The 16,130-nt window shown below is 42.9% G+C and carries 13 protein-coding genes and 1 riboswitch; of the genes, 4 read left to right on the top strand and 9 right to left on the bottom strand.

Going from position 1 to position 16,130, the window contains the following annotated elements:
• Positions 1-2: 2 nt before the first annotated feature.
• The 5 genes from mutL to ACI35L_RS05395 form a co-directional block, all read right to left on the bottom strand.
• On the bottom strand, positions 3-1,919 hold the full coding sequence (gene mutL, locus ACI35L_RS05415; RefSeq protein WP_439802409.1) for a DNA mismatch repair endonuclease MutL: 1,917 nt from the start codon (positions 1,917-1,919) through the stop codon (positions 3-5).
• Positions 1,920-1,945: 26 nt separating this feature from the next.
• The gene (gene mutS, locus ACI35L_RS05410) at positions 1,946-4,552 is read right to left on the bottom strand and encodes a DNA mismatch repair protein MutS (protein ID WP_439802410.1); all 2,607 of its coding nucleotides are present in this window, start codon (positions 4,550-4,552) and stop codon (positions 1,946-1,948) included.
• Positions 4,553-4,754: 202 nt separating this feature from the next.
• Positions 4,755-5,366, bottom strand: a complete 612-nt coding sequence (gene cotE, locus ACI35L_RS05405; protein WP_082197125.1) for an outer spore coat protein CotE — start codon at positions 5,364-5,366, stop codon at positions 4,755-4,757.
• A 272-nt stretch (positions 5,367-5,638) separates the two neighbouring features.
• Complete coding sequence (locus ACI35L_RS05400) at positions 5,639-6,070, bottom strand: DUF4395 domain-containing protein (RefSeq protein ID WP_049671205.1); 432 nt, start codon at positions 6,068-6,070, stop codon at positions 5,639-5,641.
• Positions 6,071-6,205: 135 nt separating this feature from the next.
• Positions 6,206-6,448 carry a hypothetical protein gene (locus ACI35L_RS05395; protein ID WP_049671206.1) on the bottom strand — a complete coding sequence of 81 codons (243 nt, stop codon included), beginning with the start codon at positions 6,446-6,448 and terminating at the stop codon, positions 6,206-6,208.
• Positions 6,449-6,703: 255 nt separating this feature from the next.
• Between ACI35L_RS05395 and katA the strand changes: the two genes are divergently transcribed.
• Positions 6,704-8,152 (top strand): catalase KatA, encoded by a 1,449-nt coding sequence (katA, locus tag ACI35L_RS05390; protein ID WP_049671207.1) that lies wholly within the window; start codon positions 6,704-6,706, stop codon positions 8,150-8,152.
• Positions 8,153-8,799: 647 nt separating this feature from the next.
• On the opposite strand, the gene ACI35L_RS05385 is transcribed toward katA, so the two are convergent.
• From ACI35L_RS05385 to ACI35L_RS05370, 4 genes are all read right to left on the bottom strand, one after another.
• Positions 8,800-9,828, bottom strand: a complete 1,029-nt coding sequence (locus ACI35L_RS05385) for a hypothetical protein (RefSeq protein ID WP_439802408.1) — start codon at positions 9,826-9,828, stop codon at positions 8,800-8,802.
• A 274-nt stretch (positions 9,829-10,102) separates the two neighbouring features.
• Positions 10,103-10,276, bottom strand: coding sequence for a hypothetical protein (locus tag ACI35L_RS05380; RefSeq protein ID WP_439802407.1), 174 nt, complete (start codon positions 10,274-10,276; stop codon positions 10,103-10,105).
• Between the two features lie 196 nt (positions 10,277-10,472).
• On the bottom strand, positions 10,473-12,488 hold the full coding sequence (locus ACI35L_RS05375) for a penicillin-binding transpeptidase domain-containing protein (RefSeq protein ID WP_439802406.1): 2,016 nt from the start codon (positions 12,486-12,488) through the stop codon (positions 10,473-10,475).
• Between the two features lie 102 nt (positions 12,489-12,590).
• On the bottom strand, positions 12,591-13,268 hold the full coding sequence (locus tag ACI35L_RS05370; RefSeq protein WP_439802405.1) for an HAD family hydrolase: 678 nt from the start codon (positions 13,266-13,268) through the stop codon (positions 12,591-12,593).
• A 296-nt stretch (positions 13,269-13,564) separates the two neighbouring features.
• On the opposite strand from ACI35L_RS05370, the gene ACI35L_RS05365 reads away from it, so the two are divergent.
• The 3 genes from ACI35L_RS05365 (at position 13,565) to thiW (ending at position 15,982) form a co-directional block, all read left to right on the top strand.
• Positions 13,565-14,362: a 5'-methylthioadenosine/adenosylhomocysteine nucleosidase gene (locus tag ACI35L_RS05365; protein ID WP_439802404.1), complete on the top strand. Its 798-nt coding sequence runs from the start codon at positions 13,565-13,567 to the stop codon at positions 14,360-14,362.
• 174 nt (positions 14,363-14,536) lie between these two features.
• A riboswitch (TPP riboswitch) is annotated at positions 14,537-14,625 on the top strand.
• Positions 14,626-14,755: 130 nt separating this feature from the next.
• A complete protein-coding gene (gene tenA / locus ACI35L_RS05360) occupies positions 14,756-15,430 on the top strand; it encodes a thiaminase II (protein ID WP_439802403.1) in 675 nt (224 codons plus the stop codon).
• A 48-nt stretch (positions 15,431-15,478) separates the two neighbouring features.
• Positions 15,479-15,982, top strand: a complete 504-nt coding sequence (gene thiW / locus ACI35L_RS05355) for an energy coupling factor transporter S component ThiW (RefSeq protein ID WP_439802402.1) — start codon at positions 15,479-15,481, stop codon at positions 15,980-15,982.
• The last annotated feature ends 148 nt before the right edge of the window (positions 15,983-16,130 follow it).

The following is a 16,130-nucleotide window of genomic DNA, read 5'->3' as shown; positions in this document are numbered from 1 at the left end:
TCTTACATAACCCTCTTAAACATCTTTTCCAGCTCATATATCGAGTAGTGGATAATGATTGGGCGTCCGTGCGGGCATGTGAATGGGTCATTCGTATGCCGCAGCTCATCAAGCAAGGCGGTTATCTCATCATTGCGCAAATGGCGATTAGCCTTAATGGAGCCTTTACAGCTCATCATAATGGCTGCTTCTTCGCGCAGCTTTTTGATATCCACCTTTTTCAGCGTCAGTACTTGATGGATCATTTCGTCGATGATTTGCTCCTCCATCCCAGCTGGGAACCAGGTTGGGTGGGAACGGACGATATAGCTGTTTTGGCCGAACGGCTCAAGGAATACTCCAACCGCCTCAAGCTCACTTTTATTCTCCTCCAGCTTGATGAAATCATCTGTTGAGTATTCAAGTGTGAGCGGAACGAGCATGTCCTGCAGCTCCTTATTAACCTCTCCGACCTTTTCCTTGAAGAATTCATATTTAATCCGTTCCTGGGCAGCATGCTGATCAATCATGTACAAGCCTTGATCATTCTGGGCAAGGATGTAGGTGCCATGCAGCTGGCCAATTGGATAGAGCGGCGGAATCCGGCTTTCCCGCTCCACTTTCGGCTGTGCCTGCTGAGTCGGCTCATCCTGCTCGATTTCTGCTGATTCGTCCGTATGACTCACCTCTTGTTCAGGCTCCTCATCCTGCCAAACGGGTGGCTCTTCAGCGTGTGCAGGCTGTTCTGGGATAGGTGCCATGTGTTCTGTTGGCTCCTTAGCTGTTTCAGGCGGCTCATAGATTACCGAGAATCCATCCGTACCTGATGGGATAGCTGGAGGAGTCGGAACGACAGGCTGTTTCTCAGGTGACGGTCTTTCCATAAACGTGAATTGCGCTTGTTCAGATTTCGGCTTTTCTTCACGCTTTACCGGCGCACCGCTTGGGATGAGCGTTTCCTTCTTAAAGGTTTGTTTAATTGCGTCCCGAATGAGCTCCATCAATTCTTGCTCCTTGCTGAAACGAACCTCCATTTTCGATGGATGGACATTGACATCAACCAGGAGCGGGTCCATTTCAATATTCAAGAGAACAATCGGATAGCGCCCAATCGGCAATAATGTATGATAGCCTTCAAGGATGGCCTTAGCAATCACGAAATTCTTAATAAAGCGCCCATTCACGAGAATGGTCATATAATTGCGCGAGGCACGTGTCATCTCGGGTGAACCGGCATAGCCCTTAATAGAGAAATCAAGAGTGGACGCCTCAAATGGCAGCATCTTCTGAGCGGTCTGCATCCCATAAATGCCTGCGAGCACTTGGAGCGGGTTTTTATTCCCCGAGGTTTGCAGCAAGACTCGGTCATTATGAACGAGCTTAAAGGAAATGTCCGGATGTGACAAGGACAGTCTGTTTACCACATCCGTGATATTCCCGAGCTCGGTATGCACGCTTTTGACGTACTTCAGTCTAGCAGGTGTATTAAAGAAGAGCTCACTGACCACAATATCCGTCCCCTTACGGCTTGAATACGATTCCTTCGTGATCAGCTTTCCGCCTTCTAGATAGACTCTCGTGCCGGGACCTTCCCCGGTTGATGTTTTCAGTTCAAACTTTGAGACAGAGGCAATGGAAGGAAGAGCCTCTCCTCTGAACCCTAACGTCCGGATTCGGAAGAGGTCGTTCTCATCCTTGATTTTACTTGTTGCATGGCGGTGGAAGGCATTGACGGCATCGTCCTCTTCCATTCCTTCGCCATTATCGATAATCCGGATTGATTGCAAGCCGGCCTCCTCGACATAGATCTCGATGACCGTACTGTTAGCATCGATAGCATTTTCAACCAATTCCTTCACGACCGAGGATGGCCGTTCGACCACTTCCCCGGCTGCAATCTTGTTGGACAATAAATCATCTAACAGCACTATCTTTCCCATTTGGCCTGCTCCTTTCCGTTCATGTATTATTTCAATTTCTTCTGCAGCGCATAGAGGGCATTCAACGCTTCAAGCGGTGTCATTTCCAAGACGGATAATGACTTCAATTCCTCAATGGCCTTCTGTTCTTTTCCTTTTAACGGTTTCTTCGTTTCCTTTTCATCCGCCGCACCAAAGAAGGATAGCTGCGCTTGTTCAGCCGCTGCTTCCTCACGTGCTGGAGTTTGGACCTCCGCTGTTTTCACCTCAGGCGTTTTCTTCTTCCCATCCTCAAGAACGGTTAGGATCTCCTTCGCCCTTGTAATAACCGCCTGCGGCATTTCTGCCAGCTGAGCCACGTGAATACCGTAGCTACGGTCTGCCGGCCCATCAACTACCTTATGCAGGAAGATGACTTTGCCGTTTTGCTCAACCGCTCGAACGTGAACATTCTTCAGGTTATCCAGCTTATCGGCAAGCACGGTCATTTCATGGTAGTGCGTCGAGAAGAGAGTCGCTGCCCCAATATGATTATGGATGTATTCAATGATGGACTGTGCAAGCGCCATTCCATCATAGGTGGATGTGCCGCGTCCAATCTCGTCAAATAAAAGCAGGCTTCGCTCTGTCGCATTCGTAATCGCATGATTGGCCTCTAGCATCTCGACCATGAACGTACTTTGGCCGGAAATCAAATCATCGGCAGCACCAATACGCGTGAATACTTGGTCAAAAATCGGCAAAACGGCTTTATCTGCCGGAACAAAGCAGCCGATTTGCGCCATGATGGATGTTAAGGCAATTTGGCGCATATACGTACTCTTACCGGCCATATTCGGTCCAGTAATCAGGAGTATCTCATTATGCTTGTCCATTTTGCAATCATTCGGCACATATTCCTGTGTTTTAAGAACTTTTTCGACCACCGGATGGCGTCCATTCTCAATAATCATCGTCTTATCATGCGAGAAGGTTGGCCTCACATAATGCTGGCGCTCACTAATCGTGGAGAAGCATTGCAGGCAATCCAGTTCACTGATTTCTTGAGCCAGCTGCTGCAAACGCGGAATATATTCCTTAATATGATCTCTTAGCTCACAGAAGAGGTCATACTCAAGTCCCGTGCTTTTCTCTTCTGCCTCAAGGATGATTGTTTCCTTCTCCTTCAGCTCAGGCGTGATATAACGCTCTGCATTGGCCAATGTTTGCTTGCGGTCATAGCGGTCATCATGGAGGAGATGAAGATTCGCTTTTGTGATTTCAATATAATAACCGAATACTCGATTATAGCCGACCTTCAAGGAACGAATGCCAGTCCGCTCTCGCTCCCGCTGCTCAAGCTGAGCAATCCATGTCTTTCCGTTCTTTGATGCATCACGGTAGCGGTCAAGATCTTCATTATATCCTTCGCGAATAATGCCGCCTTCTTTAATGGAGATAGGCGGGCTTTCATGAAGGGCACGCTCAAGGATGTCCGTCACTTCCTCACAAGGGTCCATTCTGGCAGCGATTGTCTGCGCTGCCTCATTCGGCAGACGACCCATGACATCAATGATGGCGGGAACCTGCTGCAAGGAACGCTTCAGCTGTAAAAGGTCGCGGGCATTCACATTCCCATACGAAACTCGACCTGTCAATCGTTCCAGATCATAGACTTCATGAAGCAGCTCCCGCAATTCCTCGCGCTCGAAGAATCGGTCCATGAAGGTTTCCACCATGGATAGGCGTGCTTCTATTTCTGTTTCATTGATAAGCGGCCGCTCAATCCATTGCTTTAGTCTTCTTCCGCCCATGGCCGTCTTTGTCTCATCCAGAAGCCAAAGAAGAGACCCCTTCTTCCCTTTAGAACGAATGGTTTCCGTCAGCTCGAGATTTCGCTTGGAGAAATAATCAATCTTTAAATATTGTTCTGATCGGTAATGCTCAGCTGCCTGGATATGATCGAGGCTGCGTTTTTGCGTGCGCTCTATATAATTGAAGAGACGAGCCAGCGTCTCAGGCAGTCCGTCCTGTTTAACGTCTGCCAGCAAGGCAGCGAATGGCTCCTTTATCTCTTGATCTGCTTCATAGGAAATCGCAGCAATCCCGCGTTCCTTTAATTGAACTTCCCTTTCAGCGCCTAAGTCCGGTGCGACAACGACCTCACGAGATCCAATGACCGATACCTCATTCAAGACCTCCTTGAAGTCAGCAAAATGCGTAACCCGGTTTTCGCCGGTTGTTAAATCAAGATAGCCGACCCCATATCCTCCTGGAATTTCGGAAATAGAGGCAAGGTAATTATTTTCCTTATCAGACAGACCTTTGCCCTCCATCATCGTTCCCGGAGTAACGAGCTGCACAACCTCACGTTTTACAACGCCCTTTGCTGCTTTAGGGTCTTCTGTTTGCTCACAAATGGCCACCTTATAACCGCGGTCCACTAGCGTTTCAATATAAGACTGTGCCGAGTGATACGGGACCCCGCACATCGGAATTTTCTGGTCTCCGCCCCCATTCTTGGCGGTAAGAGTAATTTCCAATTCCTTTGAGGCTGTCATCGCATCCTCGAAAAACATTTCATAAAAATCACCAAGACGGAAAAACAAAAACGCGTCCTGGTAATCGGCTTTTATCCGTAAATATTGCTGTATCATCGGCGTGTATGCAGCCACTTCCATTTTCCCAAAACCTTTCTTTTCCTTCTTTATCTAAAGCTCTGTCCCAGGCAGATCGTCTAAAGCTTTATGCACCTGAGTTCAGAGAGGAGTTATCATAAAATATTATAACATAGCACTCAAGTACATCCGCCGAAAAAAGTTGCCTGTCTCATCCATAAGATTCCATAAAAAAACTAGAGAGTTCCCTCTCTAGTGCTCAGTCCCTATTATCTTTTACTGGTCTTTTTCGAGGGGGCATTCCGCCGCTTGACTCTTCGTGTTCAGAGGAGGATGATTCTTCATCATGAAGGAAATTCGGATTAATATCCTCTAATTCTTCATCATCCACATCAAATTCCCAGCTTTCTTCGTCGCTCGATACATTTTCCAGGATAGCTACGGATAATTTGGTTTCCCCGATTATTTCAACCAGGAACTCGCGTTCAACATGAACCGCAATTTTCTCTCCGCAAGGGGATATCAAGCATTCAATGCAATTCGGCTGCTGCACAACCTTTGCGATGACTTCATTGTCATCATAAACGGTCTGGTCCCTGTATTTCAGCTTGATAACATCTTTATAGGGAACCTTCTCCGTTTTTACCTCTGTTTTGGTATTTTTGCAATATGAATACCAGATGTTGACATCATAGTATCCTGCAATTTCTACTTTCTTGCCAATCTTCTTGGCTTCATACGTATGATTAATGATCCAGCAGCCCAGAATGCTGGTTGGGCCATTTTCAGGACAAATCGTATGATTGGCCTTCGTAAACTTTCGTCCCTTTGCCACTACTGCCTTTGCAATGATATCTCTATATTGTGACATACAAGGTTACCCTCCTCAAACATTTTCAATTCATCCTATGCGTGATATACGTCCAGTGTGCGTCCTCAAATATTAGTCAACTAGGAATGCATGGTACAGTTTATGAGTCGCAGAAGGAATGGTGACCTCTTGAACTAAAAAGGAACAAGTCTTCACATTATATGTAGCCTTTCATCGATTCTTTCTCTAAAAAGCAGGTTCAGCGAACCCTTTAACTAAAAAGAAAAGACAAACCCGTCATAGAGGCTTGCCTGAAGTAGCCAATAATTGAATTACGCCTTTTTAATGGAGCGTTTATACCTATACTGCTTCCATTGAAAACGGATGAAGCAGCCAATGCAAAATCCGAGAATGGCGATAAAGGAAGCAGCCGCAACCATCATTGTAAATGCATAGGCAACCGCGTTCCAGCCTGCATAAAAGCTGATCAAGCCGCCGCTTAAGCATATAACCGCAATCGTTTGATTGAATTGCTGCTGATCCCATTCCTCCGGGATATATTCTGAAGTTTTTTTGCGCAAGAATAATCTTCCCGCTCTCATAATCGGATTAAAATTAAATACCAGGCCCATTAAGCCTGCGATAAGCGGAATGGCTAATATCTCATGGATTCCCGTCACCCATGTCAGCACAACACTCAAAAAGATAAACCATTGATTCAAACGTACTAACGGCCGCGGAATTGTTCGAACTTGCTCAGCCATTAAATCACACCTCTCCAATATGTTTTATGTGTTTAATGAATATTTTATCTTATCTATATGCAATTGGAAAGATTTTCATCTGAATGATATAATGAACAATGTAAATCCTTCTATAGAGATGACACTTTGAATGAATCATTGGTGTAAGGAGAAATAAATCAAATAACCAAGAATTTGATATGTCCTTTTAGAGACAGATGTTTCAATCAATGCACCAAATCTCTTCAATATATTGACTGCCTCATCTTGTTTGACCCCATGGATTTCAGCTACGATTGGCATGTCATCCGAGGTGCCTGACCGATGGGTAACATATCCTCCTTCAACAGACATTTGTCTTGAGATCACACTTAATAGCTTTCTTTCCCTTTCTAACATGTTTCATTTCACCCTTTTGACACTGATCTTACCTGATGTTTTTCATCTCCCATAAGCATACTAGCAAAATCCTCATTTCTATCTTCCAATTTTGTTAGACAGGGGCAACAAAATTGTCCCTTGTTTAAACCTCATCCTCCACCGCCTAATAATTTCCTAGTTTATAATAATTTTAATTAAATAGATGTTTTTAATTGATAATCTAAATAAAAATTAATATAATAGGTTTATCCTAAACAAGAGGTGATATGGAAAATGAGCAAAAAATTAACAACTAGCTGGGGCGCTCCTGTTGGAGATAACCAAAACTCCATCACAGCAGGCAGACGCGGACCTACGCTAATCCAAGATGTGCATCTATTAGAAAAATTGGCACACTTTAACCGTGAAAGAGTACCTGAACGTGTTGTTCACGCAAAAGGCGGCGGCGCTCATGGTTACTTTGAAGTAACAAATGATGTGACACAATACACGAAAGCGGCTTTCCTATCTGAAGTCGGTAAGAAAACACCATTATTCATCCGTTTCTCTACAGTAGCCGGAGAACTAGGTGCAGCTGACACATTGCGTGACCCGCGTGGATTTGCCGTTAAATTGTACACTGAAGAAGGAAACTACGATATCGTTGGTAACAACACGCCAGTATTCTTCATTCGTGACGCGATCAAATTCCCAGATTTCATACATACGCAAAAGCGTGATCCAAAAACCCACTTGAAAAACCCAAATGCCGTTTGGGATTTCTGGAGCCTGTCTCCTGAGTCCTTGCACCAAGTAACCATTCTTATGTCTGACCGTGGTATCCCGGCAACATGGCGCCATATGCATGGTTTCGGAAGCCATACATTCAAATGGACAAACGCTGAAGGTCAAGGCGTATGGATCAAGTATCACTGGAAATCCGAGCAAGGCATCAAGAACCTATCTTCTGAATTGGCAGCAGAGCTAGCTGGTACGAACCCTGACTACCATATCGAAGATCTTCATAATGCAATCGAAGCTGGAGACTATCCATCTTGGAAGCTATGTGTCCAAATCATGCCGCTTGAAGATGCAAACACATACCGCTTCGATCCATTCGATGTAACAAAAGTATGGTCTCAAAAAGACTATCCATTAATCGAAGTAGGCCGCATGGTTCTTAACAAAAACCCTGAAAACTACTTCGCTGAAGTAGAACAAGCAACATTCTCCCCTGGTAACCTAGTACCTGGCGTAGATGTATCACCAGATAAATTATTGCAAGGCCGTTTGTTCGCCTATGCGGATGCTCACCGCTACCGTGTTGGTGCGAACCATAACCACTTGCCAATCAACCGCCCTGCTGTTGAAGTGAACAACCACCAACGCGATGGTCAAATGAACCCAACATCCAATGGCGGGGGCTCTGTATACTATGAGCCAAACAGCTTTGGCGGACCATACGAGTCCAAGCAAGACCAGCAAGCCGCCTATGAAGTCGAAGGCTATGCTGCAAGCACACCATACGACAACGATGACTTCTACACTCAAGCAGGCGATCTATACCGCTTATTGAGCAACGAGGAACGTGCGAACCTTGTCAACAACATTGTTGGAGCCATGAAAGGCGTAACGATTCCTGAAATCATTGAACGTCAAATCCAGCACTTCTACAAAGCAGACCCAGAATACGGTACACTTGTAGCCGCTGGTCTTGGAATTAACATTCCAGAAGAAGTTTAATAGAACTGTAAGCAATCAAATTTAACAAATTCTATTCTCATTTGCAAAACTATATTCTCAATTATTAGGAGATACTTTTCGACAAAGTATCTCCCTTTTTTTGTTCATTTTCTCGATTAAATAGGCAGATTATCAATAAGGGGCTGTTTAGCAGTATTGTTTGTTAATTTAGAAAATAAAAATATTATGTAAATTAACTTGGGAATGGCACTCATTCTAAACAGCCTGTTTGGGCAGCTGGTGTTGTAAAGTGAATTAAAAACAGTTCATTTCGAGAAAAAACATGGAGGCTAGGACAAAACGAATGGTTATACCTTATTATTCCTATTCACTAGCAGTTGAAAATATAAATTCGTTCCATTCCGCGAAGTGTAGTCGCTTCCGCGGGGAGGAAGGCTTGAGCCTCCTCGGCACATGTGCCTGTGGGGTCTTCCCGCAGGAGTCGAGTGTATTTCTCTCCATCCCACTAGTCCTAATAGTAGGAAGCGACAATCAATCTCCATATAAAAAGCACTAGCCATCATGACGCCGTTACGGTTATTTGGGACATGGCCGGCACATAATTTATTGCCCCTGGTTGTTTATATGCATCTTTCTAAAATAATCACCCAATGAAAAAGGAAGGCATCATACCTAGCCCTAAACTATTAGATTCTACATAAATTCACTAAGTATTCTAAACATAATTTAAGTCGCTGATGGATTATATCCTTATTTCCCATTTGTAACACAGTTTTTTGGCTTAATTTCTCTTTACTTAACATCTCATAGTGTTCATATGTTTCTAACAATGTCCATAAGATGTATTCATCCATTATCTGCTTATACAAAGATTCACTTTCATCTATGTACCCATCAATAAAACCATCTGCTATTTTACTAAGAACCTCATAATTTTCATGATATTGATTTTTTTGATACCTTGGTGCATTCGAATAAGCCATCAGAAGGAATTTATAACAAAAAACAAAATAACCTGCATATTTTAGATTGAAATCCAGCCTTGGAAACGGATCAATGAGAGAAACATCCGGATAATCGAAAATGATGTTTTCTGGTGTTATATCTTGATTGACTAAAGAAATGGTTTGTTGGTTTTCTCGTCTGTTTTTGATTATGGTTTGTATCTTTTCAACGATTATATCTCTATCAAACTCTAAATCAGCAGCAATCAATTTATGCATAACACTAACGTAGTAATGGTTATCAGCCTGCCATATTTGAGCTGAATCTTTCTGCACACTACCTTCAAGGCTCTCACCATTCCACACCAGGTTACCGAATCCTTTTATACCAGGAGATTTTCCGTGCATAGCTTGAAAGAAAACCCCTAGTTTTCTCCCAAGACTGATTGCTTCTATATGATTTAAACTTTGAATCCTTCTTCCCTTACCCATAAAACTTTCAACGGTAAATACAATTGATTCATCTAAAAAGTATTTGAAAAATGACGGACAAAAATTAACAGAACATTGGTTGGCCAGTCCGTAGTAAGCCTTTGAAGATTCATATTCAGTTTTCAGGTCAAGCTCTTTAAATTCCTGTAATTGTCCATAAGCCTTCTTTTTCTTTATCCTTATGACAATGGCATCTTCCATAATTTTTTCAATTTTATAAACAGAGTGCCATGCTCCTTCTCCAATTTTCGAGATTCCCTTTATTCCTACCTCTTCCATATTTAATATCTTAATAACTTTCTTAATACCCTCGGTTACCAATACGAATGATCCTTTCTAATAATGGCCTTATAACCGAATCAGTCACAAGTCCATGATTTCCCCTTATTTGTCTGTTTAGAGACTCATATTTCTTATGATTTTTTCAAATTCCTTCTTCCTCTAACCAGCCTCTTTTCCAAAATAAAAAAAAGAGCTGATCAATCAGCTCCCGATCGTAGAGAAAAGCACCCGTTCTCAAATAGCTCTATATAAAGAAACCTCTGATTACTTTTCAAGCGATGAAATGTTGAAAAATCTGGACGGTTAAGATGGTTGTTAACAAGCAGCCGAAGGAAGTGAAGACGATGGTTTTTCTATTGTCTTGCTTTTCTTCAGGCTTCATTAATTCATTCATTTGGATGACCCATATGGCCATCGTGATAAGGGCAAGAAATCCAATAGACAAAGCATGTACCTCCTTTTCCCCCTTTTGCAGGAAAGCTGCACTGCCTCAATTGTAACATTTTGTTATTTTCAGGTAAATCCTAGTTGAACGAGTCTGCCTAGCTAGACCCAGTTATTCAAGTCAGCTCTATCTTCCGCTCTCCTATGCCTCCCATAAAAAAACACCAGCTATCCTGACAGCTGGTGTTTTATCTTATTCAATTCCGTCCTTCTGCTTCCCATTTCTCGAATGTTTGCAGGACCATTTTCTGAACAGCCTTGCCTCCACCTTCATCTTGGACATTCTCCACTAGGATGGACATGACGGCGTTAGGATTATTTTGGTCATAGGCGACAAACAGGCCATTTTCCTGTCCCTTTTCATCCTGACTTTTCTTTAATTCTGCTGTACCGGTCTTTCCTGCTAAAGCAAACTGATCCGACTTGGCTGCCGTTGCGGTTCCATCTGTGACGACCTTGCGCATATCCTTCTTCAGCAGAGCGGCATTGTCGCTTGAGGTGATGGATTCCTTCCAAACAGCTGCTTCTGTTGTCTCAAATAATCGCGGCTTCATAAGTGTACCATCTTGAACGATACCGCCATAAAGGGAAGCAAGATGAACAAGGCTCATGAGTACTTCTCCTTGGCCGTACCCGGTATCTGCGAGCAGCTTACTGCTCGTCAGTTTCCCATCATTGGAAATTTGAGAGGCCCTTATCGGGTATTCAAGCGGGAACTTTTCCTCCCCTACTCCCAAATCCTTCAAACCACTTATTAATTTATCTTCCCCAATGGCTAGAGCTGTCTGGGCGAAATAAATATTATCGGAGTATTGAAGAGCCGCTTCTAAATCAACAGGGCGCTTTGGATCGGTCACGCGCGTAATGGAAGCATTTCCCCACTCCTCTCCCTTGGACCATTTCAACCCGGAGATATCGATTGTTTTATTCGGATCAAGTGTTCCAGCATTAAGGCCTATCATGGCAATGAGCGGCTTTATGGATGACCCTGGTGAGAAGGTCGCTGCAAAACGATTCAATAGAGGCTGCTTTGCATTTTCCTCTAGTTTCTTATAATTCTCGGCACTCATACCTAAGATGAAATCATTTGGGTCAAAGGATGGAGAGCTAACTAAGGCAAGTACATCTCCTGTTTCAGGCTGGACAGCTGAGAACGTACCGGCAACACCTTTCATATTCGTATAGGCTGTCTTCTGCAGGTCAGCATCAACCATTAATGTGACGCTTTGACCATCCTCAGGCTCTGTTTCTGCGATTACGGCCGGTTCTTCTCGGTCAATATAGATGGTATAGCCATCCTTGCCCCGGAGCTGCTCCTCCAATAATTCCTCGAGTCCACGCTTCCCAATGACACTGCTCGCTGAATATCCCTTATCCTCATGCTTCTCAAGCTCTTCGGCAGTGATTGTCCCAACATACCCGGTCAAATGGGCAGCACTTTCCTTATAAGGGTATTCACGAACGGCCGTTTCACTGAACTGAACTCCGTCAATTGCATTAAGCTGTTCGATTCGTTCCTTATCATCCTTGGCAATCTTTTGGATTGGCACAAATAGAGATGGTTCTACCCAGCTTTGATTTAATTGCTTATCAATGTATTCTGTCGTATTATCTAGAATTTTTGCAACTTCTGCCTTCTTCGTATCATCGAATTGCTCTGGTACGATTCCAACCTGCTGGGCAGTCCCGTTTATGGCAAGACCCTTTCCATTTCGGTCAAAAATTTCTCCCCTTTGCGCTTTCGTAGATTTAATGCCAATTTTCTCGTCCTTTTGTAAATCTGGTAAGATGAAGGTTGTATCCCAATTGATATACCAATTCTCTTCCTCATCACGTGTCTCTTTCTTTAATTCAACATCCTTATCAAACTCAATTTCTCCTGCAATGGAGTTCATTTTCACCTTTATCGGAAGTGTGACCTGTTCCTTGTCCTCACGATCCTGCTCCCCTTCAAATGCGGTCTCCACCTTTAAATCGGTTATGCCAAGATCACTGTAAACCTTTTCGTAACGGTCGATGAAGTCTTCACTTTTGTAGGATTCCTTTGTGGAAGCCGAAAGATAATCTGTATACATTTCTTCAAAGTCCTGCTTGTTCCACAATTTCACATAGTCATTCAGCCGGCTTTCTGGCTGAACAGAGTCATCGCTGCACCCGACTGATATGAATAGTAATATAAATAAAAAGCTTGCTAGAATACTTTTTTTGCCCAAAGATTCTGCCTCCTTCCAATCACTATCATTATTATAGCAAATGAGGCGTTATTAACCGACACAAAAAACTCCTTATCCATTTGGACAAGGAGTTTTTAAGCTTCAATGAATCTTTTTTTCTTTTTTAGCCTGCTGATGACCTTCGATATACTGACAAAAATCGGAGATAGAAGTGAACGTATAATCCGGTTCGGTTTTAAAATCAGATGTTTGAACCGTACTGAACCATTGGGCTGCCGCCGTCTTCACACCTGCAGCTGCTCCGGCAGCCATATCCGACTCGCTGTCACCGACGAATAAGACCTCTGAAGGCTTGTTTTGGAGAAGCTTCATACACTTCTCAACCCCCTCCTTATCCGGTTTCGGGTTCTTTACATCATCACCCGCAATGGTAACGTCGAAGTAATCATATATCCCTAATGCTTCAAGCGAAAAGGTTAGGGATCTTCTGCTCTTACCTGTTACAATCCCAAGATTGAGATCCATCTCCTTGAATTGCTCAAGCATCTCCTGGATTTTCTCCAGACCCTCAAATTCTCGGTCATGCCCTTTTTCATATTGCTCATAAAAATCCTCAATGGCTTGGTTCAGCTTATCCTTATGTTCTAGATGCTTTCTCAGCATCTCATCCTCAATCGGACCAAAATACTGTACGATGTCCTCATCCGTCATTTCTTTTCCGTCGTATTTCTTGAATACATATCGAAATGCATCAAATGCTGCCGGCAGGGTATCTGCAATCGTTCCATCAAAATCAAATAATATGGTTTTTAACTCCATCCCGCATCTTCCTCTCCTATATATCTCTATTCCTTTTATACCCAACCATGCTTCTTCCTAATACGGTTGATTGCTAAATAAACTTCGGGGCTTGATTAGTTTGATGGCACGAACCCAACGTTCGGATTTCAATCCCATTAAGATGTTATCCCCTTTATTTTTTAAACCAAAATGCCATATATACGAACAATAATAAAAAATTTTAAATAAACATATGTTTTATTTATTGACAAGTGTTTATATATAAATATAATGATAGTGTTGTATTATTTATTTCGGTATTGGAGGATTTATTTATGAAAAAAACATTGGCGGTCATCTTGTCTTCCTTTGTATTAATGGCAGGCTGCAGCGCGAACAATGAAGGAAATCAAGCAGAGGAAGTAAAGCCAATCGGCATTATCGGAGCCATGGATTCTGAGGTCACTAGCCTCCAATCGGAATTGGCAAATGCTGAAGTGAAGGAAATAGCGGGTCTCGAATTCCATACTGGAGAATTAAACGACCGAGATGTTGTTATCGTCAAATCAGGAGTTGGGAAAGTTAACGCTGCCCTTTGTGCCCAAATCTTGATTGATGAATTTGATGTTGATACATTGATCAATACAGGTGTGGCAGGCGGATTATACAGCGAATTAGAGGTAGGAGATATCGTCGTATCCAATCAAGCGGTACAGCATGATATGGATATCACCGCTTTCGGCCATGAGAAAGGATATATTTCTGATATGTCTGAGGATGGAAAGGCAACCTATTTCCAAACAGATAAAGAGCTAGCAGAAAAAACTCAAGCTATCGCTAATGAGGTTATGAAGGATAACAAAGCCTATATCGGCACAATCGCTTCAGGTGACATATTTGTAAGCGACCAAGCCTTGAAGGAAGAATTGATTGAGTCTTTTGATGCGTATGCAGCTGAAATGGAAGGAGCGGCCATTGCTCATGTAGCAAGTGTTAATCAGATTCCTGTAACTATTATCCGTGCCATTTCTGACCTTGCCAACGGCGAAGCAGATGTCACATACGAGGAATTCGAAACGAAAGCGGCTGAGAATTCCGCCGAGATTGTTCGTAATCTTGTAAAAGGACTATAAAAGTTTAAAACGATGAAACCGCCTGCTGGATATACCAGAGGTGGTTTTTCGTTTCCCTATAACACTCTCGTTTTTCCTAAAAATGGTTGTTTCCATCCAATAATATGTTAAGCTATAAGAAATAAGGTTAGATGTTTGAGAGAAGATATTTCTCTCCTATTCTGCCTTCATATTCGCACTTACTAGGGGCGCCAATCGGCTGAGATGAACCCTTTGAACCTGATCTAGTTAACACTAGCGGAGGGAAGTAGGAATGATTTCGACGACTATTATTTCAATCGTTATTGCCACTTCCCGTATAGGGAGGTGGTTTTTATTTTGTTTATTTCTGTTGCTATTCACTAGCTGCTTTACCGACGAGGATCAACTCTATTTCATAAAGGAGGATATGAAATGACGACATTCACGGAAAGACTGTATCAAAATGTACAACCGATTTGGGAACGAAATCATCGTCATCCATTCGTGCAAGGATTAGGGAAAGGTACTTTAGAGAAGGAGAAGTTCGTTCATTATTTAAAACAGGATTATGTGTATTTAATCGATTATGCAAAATTATTTGCCATCGGTGCCATCAAAGCGCACAACCTGAAAACGATGAATACGTTCGCTGCTATCTTACATGACACTTTGCATGTCGAAATGGAATTGCATCGGCAATATGCCGAAAGCTTCGGAATCAGCCGGCATGAGCTGGAGTCAACCAAAGCAACCCCCACTAATGTAGCGTATACAAGCTATATGCTGAATATCGCTCAAAATGGCAGCTTAGCTGATGTAGTCGCCTGCTTATTACCATGTGCCTGGGATTATTGGGAAATCGGAAAATTACTTAGAAAACAATATGGAGACGGGCTCACCTTCAACCCTTATGCCAATTGGATTGAAACCTATGACTCTATCGAGTTTGCTGAAGGTACGAAATCGCTCATTCAACTGATGGATGAACTGGCAGAAGGAAAACCGGAGCGTGAACTAGCTAAGCTTGAGGAATATTTTCAGGTAACATCCAAATATGAATATTTGTTTTGGGAAATGAATGACAAACAGCTGGATTGGCCCATTTAAGCGTCGAAATCAAGCTGATTCATAGACAGATAGGAGAGTGAAACCTTAATGTCCACGATTACCAAATTGACCATGACCGCTTTACTAACGGCGATCACAACTATAACAAGCAGCCTGATTTACATCCCTATCGGCTTTGCCAAGATCTTTCCCATACAGCATCTCGTTAATTTACTTTCAGCTGTCCTTCTTGGCCCAGCCTATGCGGTTATGCAGGCATTCCTTTCTTCCACAATCAGAAATATCACAGGAACAGGCAGTGTGTTTGCCTATCCAGGCAGCATGATTGGTGCCTTCTTAGCCGCTATTCTTTACAGCAAAACAAAGAAAATCGGGCTCGCAGCCACAGGAGAAGTCATTGGCACAGGACTTCTAGGAGCCATGGCGACCTACCCCATTGCCGTTCTTTTCTTTGGAAAAGAAGCGACATTATTTGGACTCATCCCTGCCTTCACCATCAGTTCCGTCACAGGAGCAGTCATGGGATATGGATTATTGAAGATCTTGATCAGGAACCGAGTTTTACTGCCAAATGAACAAAAGATAAGATAAATAAACAGCCCAATCAGGGTATAGAAGCTCAGTTTCCATCATTTACAATTATCCCCTTTACTGATGTTATAATTTACTCATACTCTATTTCTTAAGGGGGATAATAGAGCTTTTTATCAGCATCAGCAAAAGCTTTTCTACAATTCGG

Origin of the sequence: Pradoshia sp. (genome assembly GCF_051873915.1) — a bacterium.
Classification (GTDB): Bacteria; Bacillota; Bacilli; order Bacillales; family Pradoshiaceae; genus Pradoshia.
The sequence above is the reverse complement of the archived record's forward strand: the minus strand, read 5'-3'. Positions and strand labels throughout refer to the sequence as shown.